The organism is Streptomyces sp. NPDC031100, assembly GCF_055570785.1.
This window is the reverse complement of the sequence record NZ_JBVIGN010000014.1, coordinates 65,036-81,322: the sequence shown is the minus strand read 5'-3', so window position 1 is coordinate 81,322 and position 16,287 is coordinate 65,036. Positions and strand designations below refer to the sequence as shown.

Below are 16,287 nucleotides of genomic sequence, written 5' to 3'. Positions count from 1 at the left end.
CCACCGACCCGCGCACGGGCAGGCGCCTCGCTCAGCCTCTGACCCGCCGACCGGGCAGGCACTCACCCAGCCACCGACCCACCAGCCAGCCAGCCAGCCACGACGCCCAACCACCGACCATGGGCGGGCAGGCGCCTCGCCCGACATCGACCCCCGACCGAGCAAGCACCTCGCTCAACCGCCGACCCCCGGACCCGGCAGGCACTCACCCAGCCACCGACCCACCAGCCAGCCAGCCACGACGCCCGACCACCGACCCACAGACCGGGCAAGCGCCTCGCTCAGCTGCTGCTCCGACCTCAGACTCCGGCCGCGGTCGCGTCCGGCTTCCGCTCCAGTGCGGCCGCGGCCGCGCCGACCAGGCCCGCGTCCGTGCCCATCTGGGCGGGCACGACCGTCAGTCGCTGGACGAAGGAGAGGGTCGCGTAGTCGGCGAGGGCCTTGCGCAGGGGCGTGAGGAGGATGTCACCGGCCTTGCCGACGCCGCCGCCGATCACCGCGATGTCGATCTCCACGAGGGTCGCGGTGGCCGCGATCCCGGCGGCCAGGGCCTGTGCGGCCCGCTCGAAGGAGGCCACGGCGACCGGGTCGCCCGCCCGGGCGGCGGCGGCCACCGCCGCGGCGGAGGTGTCGCCGTCCGGGCCCGGCCGCCAGCCCCGCTCCAGGGCGCGGCGGGCGATGTTCGGGCCGCTGGCGATGCGCTCGACGCAGCCGCGCGAGCCGCACGGGCACGGGTCGCCGTCCAGATCGACGCTGATGTGCCCGATGTGCCCGGCGTTGCCGGTCGGGCCGGGATGCAGCCGGCCGCCGAGGACCAGGCCGCCGCCGACGCCCGTGGAGACCACCATGCACAGCGCGTTGTCGTGGCCGCGGGCGGCGCCCTGCCAGTGCTCGGCCGCGGTGATCGCCACCCCGTCGCCGATCAGCTCGACCGGCAGGCTCCCGCCGGCCGCGCGCACCCGCTCGACCAGCGGGAAGTCACGCCAGCCCGGCACGTTCACGGGGCTGACGGTGCCCGCCGAGGCGTCCACCGGGCCCGCGCTGCCGATGCCGATCGAGCGGGCGCGTCCCCACAGGGGTGAACCGGCGAGGTCGCCGAGCACCTCCTCGACGGCCCGCATGACCGTTTCGCCGTCCTGTTGCGCAGGCGTCGCGCGCTGTGCGCGGGCCTGGATCCGTCCGTGGCCGTCCACCAGCGCGCCGGCGATCTTGGTGCCGCCGATGTCCAGGGCCGCCACGAGGTCGGTGTGCATCAGAGTCAGATCTCCCCGTTGAACCTTGAAAAACCAGAAAGAGGCAGGCCGGTCCAGCGGTGGGGGCGCAGGCCGGAGACAGCGCTGGACAGTCTCTCGCGCATCTGACAACGTTGTCCAGGCTCTATGCTCGACGCCACATCCTCGTACAAACCGCGGATCGCCGCATCACCCCCGTGGACATCACGGACGACAGGACAGGACACCGCATCGTGCCCGAGAGCACCCGCCGCGCAGACCGCCATGCCGACCGCCTCGCCGGGACTCGTTACGGCAACCGTCCCACGATGAAGGACGTGGCCGCGCGGGCCGGTGTCGGTCTGAAGACGGTGTCCCGCGTGGTCAACGGCGAACCCGGCGTCACCCCGGACACCGAGCGCCGCGTCCAGGAAGCGATCGACGCGCTCGGCTTCCGTCGCAACGACAGCGCACGCGTCCTGCGCAAGGGCCGTACGGCCAGCATCGGCCTGGTCCTGGAGGACCTCGCCGACCCCTTCTACGGCCCGCTGAGCCGCGCGGTCGAGGAGGTGGCCCGGGCGCACGGCGCCCTGCTGATCAACGGCTCCAGCGCCGAGGACCCGGAGCGGGAGCAGGAGCTGGCGCTGGCCCTGTGCGCCCGGCGGGTGGACGGTCTGGTGGTGATCCCGGCCGGTGACGACCACCGCTACCTGGAGCCGGAGATCCGGGCGGGCGTGGCCACCGTGTTCGTCGACCGCCCCGCCGGGAAGATCGACGCGGACGTCGTCCTGTCCGACAACTACGGCGGTGCCCGGGGCGGCGTCGCCCATCTGATCGCGCACGGCCACCGCCGGATCGGGTTCATCGGCGACATGCCCCGCATCCACACCGCGGCCGAGCGGCTGCGCGGCTACCGAGCCGCCATGGAGGACGCCGGGATACCGATCGAGGAGCAGTGGATGTCCCTCGGGGCGACGGATCCGGTGCGGGTGCGCCGGGCGGCCGAGGAGATGCTCGCCGGCCCCGCCCCCGTCACCGCGATCTTCGCGGGCAACAACCGGGTGACGGTCACCGTGATCCGCGTCCTCGCCGAGCAGTCCCGTCCGGTCGCCCTCGTCGGCTTCGACGACATCGAGCTGGCCGATCTGCTCCAGCCGGGTGTCACGGTCGTCGCCCAGGACGCGGCCGCGCTCGGCCGGACCGCCGCCGAGCGCCTCTTCCGCCAGCTGGACGGCACCCTCGTCGCGCCGGAGCGCATCGAGCTGCCGACCCGCCTGATCACCCGCGGCTCCGGCGAGCTGCCGCCCGCCGAGTGAGCCGCCCATGACCGGCCGCTCCCTGGAGGAACTGGGTCTCGCCGCGGCACCCCGCGACCATCCGCTGCTCTATCCGGGTGCCTGGCCGGCCGACTCCGGGCTGCTGCACGGCGACCGGATGCTGCCGCTCGACCGCCTGGTGCACGACGACCGGGTGCCGGTCTTGGCGGTCGGCTCCAACGCCTGCCCCGGCCAACTGCGCCACAAGATGACGGAGTTCGGGATCGCCAGCCCGCTGCCGATGGTGCGGTCCTTGGTGCACGGGGTCGACGTGGGCGTCTCGGCGCACGTCAGCCGCATGGGCTACGTCTCCGCCTCGCCGGTCAAATCCCCGCGTTCGTTACGGGAGTTATTCGTCCTCTGGCTGGATCCGCGGCAGCTTGACGTGATCGACGCCAGCGAGGGCGTGACGCTGTCCGACGGCAACTTCCACCGAGCCTGGCTGCCCACACCGGACGTCCGCATCGAGCTGGCGGACGGTCGGGTCCTGCCCGGGGCGTACGCGTACGTCAACCGGCACGGGGTGCTGCACGACGGCGCCGGTGCACCGCGCAGCCATCCCGGCCAGCACGCCCTGCTGACCGAACTCCTCGCGGCATCGGCCCCGTTGAGGAAGCTGCTCGGTGCCACCCCGGAGGAGTTCTGCGCGCGGGCCCGTGCCGACGTCACCGTGTCCACGCGGGGCACGCGGCTGTTCGCGGAGCACCGGTGGGTGACGGAGTCCGGGCTCGAGCCGTACGCCGCCGGTCAGCAGACGGGGAGCCCCGGCACCGGTTCGTCGTTGCCGCCGCCCTTGAGGTAGACGTCGCTGACGTACACGCCGGTGTTGCCGCTGTCGTCGTCGGTCTTGGCCCACCAGACGTTGGTCCACTGGCCGTAGGTCTCCCGGCGCCCCAGGTTCGTCTGGCAGAAGAAGTAGTTGGTGCCCGCGTTGAGGACGCCCGCCTCGGCGCCGGAAGCGGTGTAGGACTTCGCGGCGCGCCAGACCTGGCAGTTGTACTTGCCGCCGCCGATCGACTGACAGGCAGGTGCCGGGCTGGGTGTGCTGCCCGTGCCGCCGCCCGACGTGCCTCCGGCGTGCGTGGGGCTGCTGGAGGGCTTGGCAGGGACGGAGGGGGAGGCACGGTGGGAAGGCTGGTCCCCGCTCGCACGGCTCGCCTTCTCGCTGGGTGCGGTGCTCTTCCCACCGCCGCCGCCCGAGGGCTTGGGCTGCGCCGACCACTCCGTGTCGGCCCGACCGCCGGCACCGGCCTCGGTGCGGGTCCCGGCGGGCGCGGCGTTCGGCTCGGACGCTCCCTGGTGGTCCAGCAGGGCGACCGTGATCCCGCCCGCGGCGAGTACGACGGCGACAGCAACGCCGGCGAGCAGGGCACGGCCCTTGCGACGGGGCGGGGCGGACGCGGTGCCCATGGGGCCGGTGGGGGCGGTGACGTACGGGGCGGGGGCGCCAGCTGGGCTTTCGTGGCCGTACGTCTGGCGTGCGTGTCCAGCGGGCGGGCCCGGCGCCGCGGCATGCGCTTGGGGTGCCTGTGCGGCGGGCGAACCCGGGCCCACGGCGTGGGTCTGCGATCCCGGGCCGGCGGGCGAGCCTGCCCCCACGGCATGCGCCTGGGGCGCCTGTCCAGCGGGCAAACCCGACCTCGCGCCCTGCACCCGCGACCCCTGCCCAACCGGCGAACCCGGCCCCACGCCCTGCATCGGCGGGACGCCGCTGCCCATCGCTGCGGGGCCGAACCCGGGTGGCACCTGCGGCACGCTGGGTTCCGTCGGCTCGGGGCCGCGCGCCGGGGCTGGGCGCAAGGCGGCCGTCGGGCTGTCCGGCGGCCTCGTCTCCGCCGCCTCGCTCAGCAGCTCGCAGGCCTCTTCCGCGTCCGGGCGTGCGTCCGGGCGCTTGTCCATCAGGCGCTGGAGTACGGGAGCCAGGGGGCCCGCGCGGCGGGGCTCGGGAAGGGGCTCGGCCACGATCGCGGTGAGCGTGGAGTACGTGGACGTGCGGCGGAACGGCGAGGCGCCCTCGACGGCCGCGTACAGCGTGGCGCCCAGGGCCCAGACGTCGGAAGGCGGGCCGGGCTCGGCGCCCTGGGCGCGCTCGGGCGCCAAGTAGTCCAGGGAGCCGACGAGTTCGCCGCTGCGGGTGAGGTGGGTGGCCGCGCCGTCGCCCGGGTCGTCGATGGTGGCGATGCCGAAGTCCGTGAGGACGACCCGGCCGGAGCGGTCCAGCAGGATGTTGCCGGGCTTGACGTCGCGGTGCAGGACACCGGCTCGGTGGGCGGCGGCCAGCGCGTCCATCACCTCGGCGCCGATCCGGGCCGCCTCGTAGGGCTCCATGGTGCCGCGCTCGCGCAGGACGTCGTCCAGGGAGGGCCCGCCGACCAACTCCATGACGATGAGCGGCCGCCCGTCGACCTCGGCGATGTCGTGCACGGCGACCACGCCTCGATGGCGGACCCGGGCGGCGGCGCGCGCCTCGCGCTGCATCCGCACCCGCAGCTCCGTCAGTTCGGGTCCGGCCGCGTCCGTGTAGGTGCGCAGTTCCTTGACGGCGACCTCCCGGCCGAGGACCTCGTCCACCGCTCGCCACACCACGCCCATGCCGCCGCGACCGAGCCGGGCGACGACCCGGTACCGCCCGGCCAGCAGCCGCCTGGCCCCGTCCACCTCCCCGTACTCGGCCTGCCCGCCCGCCCCTTGCGGCGCCGGTCCGTGCTCTCCCGGCCCGTACTCCCCCGAAGACACTGCCGCCCCGTTCCTCGTCCGCCATGTGCGATGAATGGCGTCCAGGGTACGGGGCGGCGGTGACAGCTCAAGCGGTCGGCCGGGGCTGTGCCAGGTTCGCTGCTGTACGGCGGCTACTTCGCGGAGGCCGTCAGGTCGCCGCGCCGCGGGGCCGCGAAGCCCTCCAGGTCGGTCCGGGTCAGGCCGGTGAGCCGGGCGACCTCGGCGATGTCGAGGGCGCCGCAGTCCAGGCCGCGCAGCAGGTAGCCGCTGAGGGCCTTGGCGGTGGCGGGCTCGTCCATGACGTCGCCGCCCACGCGGCCCGCGTAGCGGGCGAGGCGGGCCGCCGCCTGCTCGAAGCCCTCGCGGTAGAAGGCGAAGACGGCGGCGTAGCGGGTCGGGATGTGGCCGGGGTGCATGTCCCAGCCCTGGTAGTAGGCACGGGCCAACGCCCGCCGCGTCAGACCGTAGTGCAGGCGCCAGGCGTCGTGGACCTTCTCGGTCGGGCCGACGGGCAGGACGTTGGTCGAGCCGTCCGAGACGCGTACGCCGGTACCCGCGGCGGCGACCTGCATGATCGCCTTGGCGTGGTCGGCGGCGGGGTGGTCGCTGGCCTGGTAGGCGGCGGACACGCCGAGGCAGGCGCTGTAGTCGAAGGTGCCGTAATGCAGGCCGGTGGCGCGGCCCTCGGCGGCCTGGATCATGCGGGCGACGGTGGCGGTGCCGTCGGTGGCGAGGATGGACTGGCTGGTCTCGATCTGGATCTCGAAGCCGAGGCGGCCGGCCGCGAGGCCGTGGACCTTCTCGAAGGCCTCCAGGAGGCGGGCGAAGGCGGTGACCTGCTCGGCGTACGTCACCTTCGGCAGGGTCAGCACCAGGCCCTCGGGGAGCCCGCCCGACTCCATCAGGCCGGTGAGGAAGACGTCGAGGGTGCGGATGCCCCGGTCCCGTACCGCGGCCTCCATGCACTTCATGCGGATGCCCATGTACGGGGCCGCGGTGCCGTTCTTGTACGCCTCGGCGATCAGACGGGCGGCGCGGGCGGCCGCGGCGTCCTCCTCGGCGTCCGGGCGGGGGCCGTAGCCGTCCTCGAAGTCGACGCGCAGGTCCTCGATCGGCTCGCGCTCGAGCTTGGCGCGGACGCGGGAGTAGACGGGCTCGGCGAGGTCGTCGGACAGGCCGAGGACGGCCGCGAACGAGGGCGCGTCCGGGGCGTGCTCGTCGAGAGCGGCGAGGGCCTGGTCGCCCCAGGAGCGGATGGTGTCGGCGGCGAAGGCGTCACCGGGTACGTACACGGTGTGGACGGGCTGCCGGGTGCCGGGGTCGCCCGGGTAGCGGCGCTCCAGTTCCGCGTCGACCGGCGCGAGGGAGGCGCTGATCTCCTCGCTGACGGCGCCCGCGAGGCTCGTCGCCACCTTCTCCTGCTGGCCCTGACCCATCCCACACCCTCCAAATTTCCGCTCTACGGAATCAACAATCCGTAGAATGAAGTTATCCGGGGTGGTTCCCGCTGGTCAACACCCTCCGGGACGCTTCCACCATGCACCGAGGCCCCCGTGACCGGCGCGGTCACGGGGGCCTCGGACAGCCTGGCCAGCCTGGCGGCGATCAGCCCTTGCGGGCCTTGATCTCGTCGGTCAGCTGCGGGACGACGTCGAAGAGGTCGCCGACCACGCCGTAGTCGACCAGGTCGAAGATCGGGGCCTCGGGGTCCTTGTTGACGGCCACGATGGTCTTCGAGGTCTGCATACCGGCACGGTGCTGGATGGCGCCGGAGATGCCGTTGGCGATGTACAGCTGCGGAGAGACCGACTTGCCGGTCTGGCCGACCTGGTTGGTGTGCGGGTACCAGCCGGCGTCCACCGCGGCACGCGAGGCACCGACGGCCGCGCCGAGGGAGTCGGCGAGCGCCTCGATGATCGCGAAGTTCTCGGCGCCGTTCACACCACGGCCGCCGGAGACCACGATCGCGGCCTCGGTCAGCTCCGGACGGCCCGTCGACTCACGCGGCGTGCGGCCGGTGATCTTCGTGCCGGTGGCCTTCTCGGAGAAGGAGACGGACAGGGCCTCGACCGCACCGGCGGCCGGGGCGGCCTCGACGGCGGCCGAGTTCGGCTTGACCGTGATGACCGGGGTGCCCTTGATGACACGGGACTTGGTGGTGAAGGACGCGGCGAACACCGACTGGGTGGCCACCGGGCCCTCGTCGCCGGCCTCCAGGTCGACGGCGTCGGTGATGATGCCGGAGCCGATGCGCAGCGCCAGGCGGGCGGCGATCTCCTTGCCCTCGGCGGAGGACGGGACCAGCACGGCGGCCGGGGAGACGGCTTCGACGGCGGCCTGCAGGGCGTCCACCTTCGGCACGACCAGGTACTCGGCGTACTCGGACGCCTCGTGGGTGAGGACCTTCACCGCGCCGTGCTCGGCGAGCGTGGCGGCGGTGTCGGCGGCGCCGTTGCCGAGGGCGACGGCGACGGGCTCGCCGATGCGGCGGGCCAGGGTCAGCAGCTCCAGGGTGGGCTTGCGGACGGCACCGTCCACGTGGTCGACGTAGACGAGGACTTCAGCCATGGGATTGCTCTCCTGCGTAACGAAGTTGAGGGGCGGTCAGCGGGGGCGAGCCCTTAGATGAACTTCTGGCTCGCGAGGAACTCAGCGAGCTGCTTGCCGCCCTCGCCCTCGTCCTTGACGATGGTGCCGGCCGTGCGGGCCGGACGCTCGGCCACGACCTCGACCTTGGTGAACGCGCCGTCGAGACCGACCTCCTCGGCCTCGATGTCCAGGTCGGACAGGTCCCAGGACTCCACCGGCTTCTTCTTGGCGGCCATGATGCCCTTGAAGGACGGGTAACGCGCCTCGCCCGACTGGTCGGTGACGGAGACGACGGCCGGGAGGGAGGCCTCCAGCTGCTCGCTGGCGGCGTCGCCGTCACGGCGGCCCTTGACCGTGCCGTCCTCGACCGAGACCTCGGAGAGCAGGGTGACCTGCGGGACGCCGAGGCGCTCGGCGACCAGCGCGGGGACCACACCGGCGGTGCCGTCGGTGGAGGCCATGCCGGAGATGACCAGGTCGAAGCCGGCCTTCTCGATGGCCTTGGCCAGCACCAGGGAGGTGCCGATGACGTCCGTGCCGTGCAGGTCGTCGTCCTCGACGTGGATGGCCTTGTCGGCGCCCATGGACAGCGCCTTGCGCAGGGCGTCCTTGGCGTCCTCGGGGCCGACGGTCAGGACGGTGACCTCGACGTCGTCGTCCGAGTTCTCGGAGATCTGCAGGGCCTGCTCGACCGCGTACTCGTCCAGCTCGGAGAGCAGACCGTCCACGTCATCGCGGTCGACGGTCAGGTCATCGGCGAAGTGCCGGTCGCCAGTGGCGTCGGGCACGTACTTCACAGTGACAACGATCCTCAAGCTCACGCCGGCTCTCCTACTGCATCGTCATTTCCGGGCTGCCTCTTGCAGGCAGCATAGGCGCCTCAAGCGGCCGATCCCGATCGGGGCGTCCGCACGCTCCGACCGAAATATTACTCGTCAGTACACCCAGTTCATCCCCGCTAAGCAAGCGCTTTGAACTGTGACCTTCGCAACGCAGCGTAACCGGAACTCGACGGCTTCGCAGGCGGGCAGGGCGTGATCAATCCCGCAGGCCGTTGAAACGGCCCTGGTGGTACAGGAGGGGGCGCCCGGCCCCCGTGGAGTCCCCGAGGACCACCTCGGCGAGCACGATGCGGTGATCACCGGCCGGGACGCGGCCGACGATCCGGCAGACGAGCCAGGCCAGCACGTCGTCCAGGACGGGTACGCCGTCCGGGCCCTCCCGCCAGGCCGTGGGCGCGCCGAAGCGGTCGGCCCCGCTGCGCGCGAAGGTGGCGGCGAGGTCGCTCTGGTGCTCGCCGAGTATGTGGATGCCGACGTGCTCGGCCTCGGCGATGGCGGGCCAGCTGGAGGCGCCCGTGCCGATACCGAAGGAGACGAGCGGGGGCTCGGCGGACACGGAGGTGAGGGAGGTGGCGGTGAAGCCGACCGGGCCCAGGGCCCCACGCGCGGTGATCACCGCCACACCGGCGGCATGCCGGCGGAAGGTGGCGCGCAGCAGGTCGGGAGAGGCGAGCCGGAAGGCGCCGAGGTCGGGCGTGGCCGTCATGGAGTTGTCCTTCTGCCGGGGCTGACGAGCGGGTCCGTGGGTGTTCAACGGCCCGGACAGCACGCGCTGGCGGTGCGGGCCAGGTCCACATGGACCCGCCCGTAGAGAAGGAGTTCGGTCGGCACAGGGTCAGGCTGACGATAGGTGGTACGGACAGTCAAGTCGGTACCGGGATCTGGGAGATGCCTCACCGTACGCCCGGGGGACCTCACACCGCCTCGCCCAGGGCCGCGATCACATCGGCCTTGCGGGGCTGTCCGACGGCGCGCCGCACCACGCGGCCGGCCGCGTCGAGGACCAGCACGGTGGGTGTCTTCAGGATCTCCAGCTCGCGTACGAGGTCCAGGTGGGCCTCGGCGTCGATCTCGACGTGGGCGACGCCCGGGACCATGGCGGCGACCTCGCCGAGGACACGCCGGGTGGCCCGGCAGGGCGCGCAGAAGGCACTGGAGAACTGCACGAGCGTGGCCCGCTCCCCCAGTTCGCCGCCCAGCTCGGCCGCTCCGAGCCGCTTGCCGTCGTCCCGCCCGCGCACCCGCACTCTCCCGCTCCGCCGCCTGTGCAGCACTCCGTAGGCGCTCGCCACGGCGAACACCGCCACGCACACCACCAGTCCGGTCATCACCTGCACAACCATTCACGAGACTGCAAAGATTCCCGCCTCCCGGAAGGATTCCCGTTGCGGAATGCTTGATTCATGGACATCGATGTGAGGGGGCCGCGCTTCGGGGCGGCCGTGACGACCGTGGTGCTGGCGGCGGCTCTGATCACGCAGAGCGCCTGGGTACTGGGCTGGCAGACCCTGGCGTTCGCGCTCGGCGCGGCGGGCGGGGTGGGCCGGTCGCCGTACGGCCTGCTGTTCCGGACCCTGGTGCGGCCGCGGCTCGGGCCGCCGACGGAGTTCGAGGCGCCGGAGCCGCCGCGGTTCGCGCAGTCCGTGGGGCTGGTGTTCGCGGGGCTCGGGCTCGTCGGGTTCACGCTGGGCCCGGCCTGGCTGGGACTCGCGGCGACCGGGGCCGCGCTCGCGGCGGCCTTCCTCAATGCTGCGTTCGGGTACTGCCTGGGGTGCGAGATGTTCCTGCTCCTGAAGAGGGTCACGGTACGCGCGGAGTAGACAGGGCTTGAAGACCGAGGTGGGGCACTGAGCCGACGTGACGAGGATCTCGCCGCCGCGAGGCACCAGGACTGGCTCCCCGTCCGTTCTTCGGGCACGATCTGCGAGACGCCGTAAACCTACGGCTGCGTAACTTTCCCGCCGGGAGCCCCTTTCCCGAGCAGAGCAGAAAGGGTCCACCCCGCCCATGGCAGAGCTGGTCTACCGTCCCGTCGTCGGTCTCGCCAAGACGCTGTTCAAGGCCTGGGACCTGAAGATCGACTGCCAGGGGTCGGAGAACATCCCGCGCTCGGGCGGTGCCGTCCTGGTGAGCAATCACATCAGCTACCTGGACTTCATCTTCAACGGCCTGGCGGCCCTGCCGCAGAAGCGTCTGGTGCGCTTCATGGCGAAGGAGTCCGTCTTCCGGCACAAGGTGTCCGGGCCGCTGATGCGCGGGATGAAGCACATCCCGGTGGACCGCAAGCAGGGCGAGGCGGCCTACGCGCACGCGCTGGACTCGCTGCGCTCCGGCGAGGTCATCGGGGTGTTCCCGGAGGCCACGATCTCGCAGTCGTTCACCTTGAAGAGCTTCAAGTCGGGTGCGGCCCGCCTCGCCCAGGAGGCGGGCGTCCCGCTCGTCCCGATGGCGGTGTGGGGCACGCAGCGGCTGTGGACCAAGGGGCACCCGCGCAACTTCAAGCGCAGCCACACCCCGATCACCATCCGGGTCGGCGAGCCGGTCGAGGCCCCGCGCGACCAGTACGCGGGCGCCATCACCCGCCGCCTGCGCGAGCGCGTCCAGGAGATGCTGGACGCCGCCCAGCGCGCCTACCCCGCACGCCCCAAGGGCGTGGAGGACTCCTGGTGGCTCCCGGCCCACCTCGGGGGCACGGCACCCACGGCGGAGCAGCTGAAGGCGGCCGAGGCGCACTGACACCCGGCGCCGGGCCGCCGCACGCCTGTCGCCGGGTTCAGGCGGGGGTCCGGGCCGAGACCGGAGCGTGCAGCTCGATCCGCGCCCCGGGGCTGAACTTCTCCAGCAGTTCGGCGAGTTCGGCGGCCGCCGACTCCGCCTCCGCGACCGGCAGCGGGGCGAGGGTCTCCAGCAGGAAGATGCCGGAGACCGTCTCCTCGGTGAGGCGGGTGCGCGGTCCCTGGCGCCAGTTCCAGCGGCGGCAGGTCACGCCGGCGCCGTCGCACCACACCACTTCACCCGCGTCGGGGTGTTCGATGACCTGCTCACCGCCCGCGACCGTCACGAAGTCCTCCTCGCCCGTGGCTCGCACCAGGCGCATCCCGCCCTGGATGCGGTCGAGGTCCTCGCCCCCGACGGGGATCAGATGCGCGACGCTGATGGCGTTGTAGAGGTCCACGAGGAGGTTGATCCGCGGCAGACCGGCGTCGGTCAGGGCGCGCTTGGCCAGCGCCTCGGCCGAGTTGCGGGTGCGGGACGGCTTGGAGCCGAAAGCCGTGTACGTCTCGCGCCAGGCGGCCATGTGCGGGTCCTCGTGCGGCGCCCGTCCGTCCAGGCGTACGGCCAGCCGGCGAGCCGCCTCGTCCAGCAGCGCCGAACTCGCTTCGCTGCTGGGCCCGTTGACGAGGTCGTACGCCTCGATCGCGACGTGGGTGAAGCCGGGAGCGAGGGCACGGACCTCGTCGGACACGGTGAGCGTGAACGTCATCTGTCTCGCCTCAGAGTGCGGTGGGGAGCGTCTTCCACAAGTGCGGCCGGTCCGGGGCCGCCTTCAGGGCACCGAGAACGACCGGATGCGGTTCAGCGTACAGGACTGGATAGTCCATCTCATTGGACGAAGGGTCGGGGATCCAGGCCAGCCGTTCGCCGTCCAGGGAGAACTGTGCGTCCACGCCCGGCTTGTTGCCGCGGGAATCCTGCCGGTGCCAGGCTCCGTGGAACCGTACGGCGACCAGGCCGTGCACGGCGTGACCGCCGTCGTCGTCGGCCAGACGCTGGTAGCACAGGGCGGTGGGGATGTCCTCGGCGCGCAGCAGCGCGGTGAGGGCATGGCACTTGGCGTAGCAGATTCCGGTGCCCTGCTCCAGGACGTCGGAGGCGCGCCAGGTCACACGGAGATCGCCGGAGTCCTGGGAGTGCGGGATGGTGTCCCGTACGAATTCGTACGCGGCCCGCGCATACTCATACGAGTCGGTGGCAGCCGAGGCCAGGCGGGCGGCCGTCTCCCGCACTACGGGATGGCGATGGTCGATGACCTCGTCGGCGGCCAAGTACGCGGACAGGTCGGCGGTGTTCTGGATCAGCTCCATGGCTGCAGAGCATAGAAATGCGATCACCCGAGAGTCAATGACTTTTCAGGTGACCGCATACCTATGCATCAAGCGGGGCTAGCGCGCCATCTCTTCCTTGAGCGCCGCCACGAACGAGTCGACGTCCTCCTCCGTGGTGTCGAAGGAGCACATCCAGCGCACGACACCGGCGGCCTCGTCCCAGAAGTAGAAGCGGAACCGCTTCTGCAGCCGCACGCTGACGTCGTGCGGGAGCTTGGCGAAGACGCCGTTGGCCTGCACCGGGTAGAGGATCTCCACGCCGTGCACCGCGCGCACACCCTCGGCCAGCCGCTGGGCCATCTCGTTGGCGTGCCGGGCGTTGCGCAGCCACAGGTCCTTGGCGAGCAGCGCCTCCAGCTGCACCGACACGAAGCGCATCTTGGAGGCGAGCTGCATGGACAGCTTGCGCAGATGCTTCATGCGGCCGACGGCGTCCTGGTTGAGGACCACGACCGCCTCGCCGAACAGGGCGCCGTTCTTCGTCCCGCCGAGCGAGAGGATGTCGACGCCGACCGCGTCGGTGAACGCCCGCATGGGCATGTTCAGGGACGCGGCCGCGTTGGCTATGCGGGAGCCGTCCAGGTGCACCTTCATGCCGTGCGCGTGGGCGTGCTCGCAGATCGCCCGGATCTCCTCGGGCGTGTAGAGCGTGCCCAGCTCCGTGCTCTGGGTGATCGAGACGACCTGCGGCATCGCACGGTGCTCGTCCTCCCAGCCCCAGGCCTGCCGGTCGATCAGCTCGGGCGTGAGCTTGCCGTCGGGTGTGGGCACGGTGAGCAGCTTCAGGCCGCCCATCCGCTCGGGGGCGCCGCCCTCGTCCACGTTGATGTGCGCGCTCTCGGCACAGATCACCGCGCCCCAGCGGTCGGTGACCGCCTGGAGCGCGACGACGTTCGCGCCGGTGCCGTTGAAGACCGGGAAGGCCTCCGCGGTGGACCCGAAGTGGCTTCGGATGATCCGCTGGAGGTTCTCCGTGTAGTCGTCCTCGCCGTACGCCACCTGGTGGCCGCCGTTCGCCACGGCCAGGGCGGCCAGCACCTCCGGATGCGCCCCGGCGTAGTTGTCACTGGCGAAACCGCGGACCTCCGGGTCGTGGTGGCGACGCGCGTCGGTCTTCGGAGGGTTCACGGCTTCTCGGTCAGCCACAGACGGTTTCCGTTCACTTCGGCGGCGGACTTGCTCCAGACACCCTCGATGGCCGCGGCCAGATCCTTGACGTCCGTGAAGCCCGCGAACTTCGCGTTGGGGCGCTCGGCGCGCATCGCGTCGTGCACCAGCGCCTTCACCACCAGGATCGTAGCCGCCGAGTGCGGCCCCTCGGCGCCCTCGGTGATCCCGGCCTTCCGGAAGCCGTCGGCCATGGCGAGCGTCCAGGCCTCGGCGGCGGCCTTGGCGGCGGAGTACGCCGCGTTGCCCGCGGTGGGCTGCGACGCGCCGGCGGCGCTGATCAGCACATACCGGCCGCGGTCGCTGCGCTGCAGGGCGTCGTAGAAGGCCAGGGAGGTGTGCTGGACGGTGCGGATGAGCAGCTTCTCCAGCAGATCCCAGTCGGCCAGGTCGGTCTCCTCGAAGTTCGCGCTGCCGCGCCAGCCGCCGACGAGGTGGACCATGCCGTCGATGCGGCCGAACTCCTTCTCGATGCGGTCGGCCCAGGCGCGGGTCGCGTCCAGGTCGAGCAGGTCGACCGTCTCACCGGTGACCGTGGCACCGCCGCGCGCGTAGCGGGCCGCGTCCACGGACTCCGCGAGCCGCTCGGGGTTGTTGTCGGCGCCGACCACGATCGCGCCCGCCTCGGCGAGCCGGACCAGCGTCGCGTGCCCGGCGGGTCCGCCCGCGCCGGCCACCGCGATCACCGCACCGCTGAGAGACCCGTTGTTCCCCACGATGTTCCCCTCTGAAGCTGTGTTCTGGACGCGGTCGCTCACGCGGCGACCCGCTCGGCGCTGTCCGCCGTGATGCCCTTGGTGGAGGCGATCACATTCTTCAGCTTCTTGGACAGGGCCTCAAAGAACATGCTCAGCGGAAACTCGTCCGGAAGCACGTCGTCCACGAGCTTGCGCGGCGGCTGCGTCAGGTCCAGGGCGTCGGGACCCTTGGCCCACTTGGAGCCGGGGTGCGGGGCGAGGTAGGTGGAGACCAGCTCGTAGCCCGCGAACCAGTGCACGAGCTTGGGGCGGTCGATGCCGTCCCGGTACAGCTTCTCGATCTCGGCGCACAGCTGGTTGGTGACCTGCGGGGCGCGCTCCCAGTCGATGGAGAGCTTGTTGTCCGTCCAGCGGATGACGTCGTGCTTGTGCAGGTAGGCGAAGAGCAGCTGGCCGCCGACGCCGTCGTAGTTGCGCACGCGGTCACCGGTGAGCGGGAAGCGGAACATGCGGTCGAAGAGCACCGCGTACTGCACGTCACGGGCCTGCGGGACGCCGTCCGCCTGCAGCTTCACGGCCTCCTTGAAGGCGGTGAGGTCGCAGCGCAGCTCCTCCAGGCCGTACATCCAGAACGGCTGGCGCTGCTTGATCATGAACGGGTCGAACGGCAGGTCGCCGTGGCTGTGGGTGCGGTCGTGGACCATGTCCCACAGCACGAAGGCCTCTTCGCAGCGCTTCTGGTCGTGGACCATCGCGGCGATGTCCTCGGGCAGCTCCAGGCCCAGGATGTCGACGGCCGCATCGGTGACCCGACGGAAGCGGGCGGCCTCGCGGTCGCAGAAGATGCCACCCCAGGAGAATCGTTCCGGCGCCTCGCGTACGGCGATGGTCTCCGGGAAGAGGACGGCGGAGTTGGTGTCGTACCCGGCCGTGAAGTCCTCGAACTTGATGCCGCAGAACAGCGGGTTGTCGTAGCGGGTGCGCTCCAGCTCGGCCAGCCAGTCCGGCCACACCATGCGCAGCACGACCGCCTCGAGGTTGCGGTCCGGGTTGCCGTTCTGCGTGTACATCGGGAAGACGACCAGGTGCTGCAGGCCGTCGGCGCGGCTCGCCGCGGGCTGGAACTCCAGCAGGGAGTCGAGGAAGTCCGGCACCTGGAAGCCGCCCTCGGCCCAGCGGTGCAGGTCCGTGACGAGGGCCTTGTGGTAGGCAGCGTCGTGCGGAAGCAGCGCGGAGAGCTGCTCGACCGCCTCGACGACACGGCCCACGGCCGCCTCGGCATCGGCCCGGTCCGGGGCGCCCTCGGCATCGAAGTCGATCGACCCGTCCTTGGACTGCCATGGCCGGATCTGCTCCACGGCATCCTTGAGCACGGGCCAGGCCGGGTGCTCAACCACCCTGGTCAGCGAAGGAACCTGTCCCTCGACACCCGCCTGCACAAGAATTTCCGTCATGTCCCATCCTCCACGGGAGAACCTCTCGTCAGCACACCGTATGCATACCCGGTTTCTCTCAGCAAGAGCCTCTCCGGGAAATTATTCTGCCGATCCACATGAACACCGCTGTTTTTCCTGTGCCAAACCGTGACGGCGGTCACTTTCGCTGCCGCGAGGGAGGTCACGAGACGTCCTGGACACCGA

The 16,287-nt window shown here is 71.6% G+C and carries 17 protein-coding genes; 4 read left to right on the top strand and 13 right to left on the bottom strand.

Going from position 1 to position 16,287, the window contains the following annotated elements; translation table 11 throughout:
• Positions 1-299: 299 nt before the first annotated feature.
• Complete coding sequence (locus ACZ5DS_RS33265) at positions 300-1,253, bottom strand: ROK family protein (RefSeq protein ID WP_468245970.1); 954 nt, start codon at positions 1,251-1,253, stop codon at positions 300-302.
• A 212-nt stretch (positions 1,254-1,465) separates the two neighbouring features.
• Here ACZ5DS_RS33265 and ACZ5DS_RS33260 point away from each other — a divergent pair, with 212 nt between their 5' ends.
• Positions 1,466-2,527 (top strand): LacI family DNA-binding transcriptional regulator, encoded by a 1,062-nt coding sequence (locus ACZ5DS_RS33260; RefSeq protein WP_468245968.1) that lies wholly within the window; start codon positions 1,466-1,468, stop codon positions 2,525-2,527.
• 7 nt (positions 2,528-2,534) lie between these two features.
• Positions 2,535-3,329, top strand: coding sequence for a hypothetical protein (locus ACZ5DS_RS33255; protein ID WP_468245966.1), 795 nt, complete (start codon positions 2,535-2,537; stop codon positions 3,327-3,329).
• Here the strand turns inward: ACZ5DS_RS33255 and ACZ5DS_RS33250 are convergent.
• The 7 genes from ACZ5DS_RS33250 to ACZ5DS_RS33220 form a co-directional block, all read right to left on the bottom strand.
• On the bottom strand, positions 3,275-5,263 hold the full coding sequence (locus tag ACZ5DS_RS33250; protein ID WP_468245964.1) for a serine/threonine-protein kinase: 1,989 nt from the start codon (positions 5,261-5,263) through the stop codon (positions 3,275-3,277). The two genes, ACZ5DS_RS33255 and ACZ5DS_RS33250, sit on opposite strands and share 55 nt — an antisense overlap.
• Before the next feature lie 113 nt (positions 5,264-5,376).
• Positions 5,377-6,681, bottom strand: a complete 1,305-nt coding sequence (locus ACZ5DS_RS33245; RefSeq protein WP_468245962.1) for a DUF6986 family protein — start codon at positions 6,679-6,681, stop codon at positions 5,377-5,379.
• A gap of 169 nt (positions 6,682-6,850) precedes the next feature.
• Positions 6,851-7,813, bottom strand: a complete 963-nt coding sequence (locus ACZ5DS_RS33240) for an electron transfer flavoprotein subunit alpha/FixB family protein (protein WP_468245961.1) — start codon at positions 7,811-7,813, stop codon at positions 6,851-6,853.
• Between the two features lie 53 nt (positions 7,814-7,866).
• Positions 7,867-8,655 (bottom strand): electron transfer flavoprotein subunit beta/FixA family protein, encoded by a 789-nt coding sequence (locus ACZ5DS_RS33235; RefSeq protein ID WP_468245958.1) that lies wholly within the window; start codon positions 8,653-8,655, stop codon positions 7,867-7,869.
• 217 nt (positions 8,656-8,872) lie between these two features.
• The gene (locus ACZ5DS_RS33230) at positions 8,873-9,382 is read right to left on the bottom strand and encodes a flavin reductase family protein (RefSeq protein WP_468245956.1); all 510 of its coding nucleotides are present in this window, start codon (positions 9,380-9,382) and stop codon (positions 8,873-8,875) included.
• 44 nt (positions 9,383-9,426) lie between these two features.
• Entirely contained in the window at positions 9,427-9,507 is an 81-nt protein-coding gene (locus ACZ5DS_RS33225) for a putative leader peptide (protein ID WP_388578010.1), read from the bottom strand.
• Between the two features lie 83 nt (positions 9,508-9,590).
• Entirely contained in the window at positions 9,591-10,004 is a 414-nt protein-coding gene (locus tag ACZ5DS_RS33220) for a TlpA family protein disulfide reductase (RefSeq protein ID WP_468246274.1), read from the bottom strand.
• A gap of 75 nt (positions 10,005-10,079) precedes the next feature.
• On the opposite strand from ACZ5DS_RS33220, the gene ACZ5DS_RS33215 reads away from it, so the two are divergent.
• Both ACZ5DS_RS33215 and ACZ5DS_RS33210 read left to right on the top strand, forming a co-directional pair.
• Positions 10,080-10,496 carry a DUF4395 domain-containing protein gene (locus ACZ5DS_RS33215; RefSeq protein ID WP_468245955.1) on the top strand — a complete coding sequence of 139 codons (417 nt, stop codon included), beginning with the start codon at positions 10,080-10,082 and terminating at the stop codon, positions 10,494-10,496.
• Positions 10,497-10,683: 187 nt separating this feature from the next.
• The gene (locus tag ACZ5DS_RS33210; RefSeq protein ID WP_468245953.1) at positions 10,684-11,412 is read left to right on the top strand and encodes a lysophospholipid acyltransferase family protein; all 729 of its coding nucleotides are present in this window, start codon (positions 10,684-10,686) and stop codon (positions 11,410-11,412) included.
• Between the two features lie 37 nt (positions 11,413-11,449).
• Here the strand turns inward: ACZ5DS_RS33210 and ACZ5DS_RS33205 are convergent, their stop codons facing one another.
• From ACZ5DS_RS33205 to ACZ5DS_RS33185, 5 genes are all read right to left on the bottom strand, one after another.
• Positions 11,450-12,160, bottom strand: a complete 711-nt coding sequence (locus tag ACZ5DS_RS33205) for a B3/B4 domain-containing protein (protein WP_468245951.1) — start codon at positions 12,158-12,160, stop codon at positions 11,450-11,452.
• Positions 12,161-12,170: 10 nt separating this feature from the next.
• Positions 12,171-12,761 carry a transglutaminase-like domain-containing protein gene (locus tag ACZ5DS_RS33200; RefSeq protein WP_468245949.1) on the bottom strand — a complete coding sequence of 197 codons (591 nt, stop codon included), beginning with the start codon at positions 12,759-12,761 and terminating at the stop codon, positions 12,171-12,173.
• Between the two features lie 78 nt (positions 12,762-12,839).
• A complete protein-coding gene (locus tag ACZ5DS_RS33195; protein ID WP_468245947.1) occupies positions 12,840-13,910 on the bottom strand; it encodes a threonine aldolase family protein in 1,071 nt (356 codons plus the stop codon).
• Positions 13,907-14,707: an SDR family NAD(P)-dependent oxidoreductase gene (locus tag ACZ5DS_RS33190; protein ID WP_468245945.1), complete on the bottom strand. Its 801-nt coding sequence runs from the start codon at positions 14,705-14,707 to the stop codon at positions 13,907-13,909. Before ACZ5DS_RS33190 ends, ACZ5DS_RS33195 begins: the two co-directional genes overlap by 4 nt.
• Complete coding sequence (locus tag ACZ5DS_RS33185; protein WP_468245942.1) at positions 14,704-16,101, bottom strand: DUF6421 family protein; 1,398 nt, start codon at positions 16,099-16,101, stop codon at positions 14,704-14,706. Before ACZ5DS_RS33185 ends, ACZ5DS_RS33190 begins: the two co-directional genes overlap by 4 nt.
• Positions 16,102-16,287 lie beyond the last annotated feature (186 nt).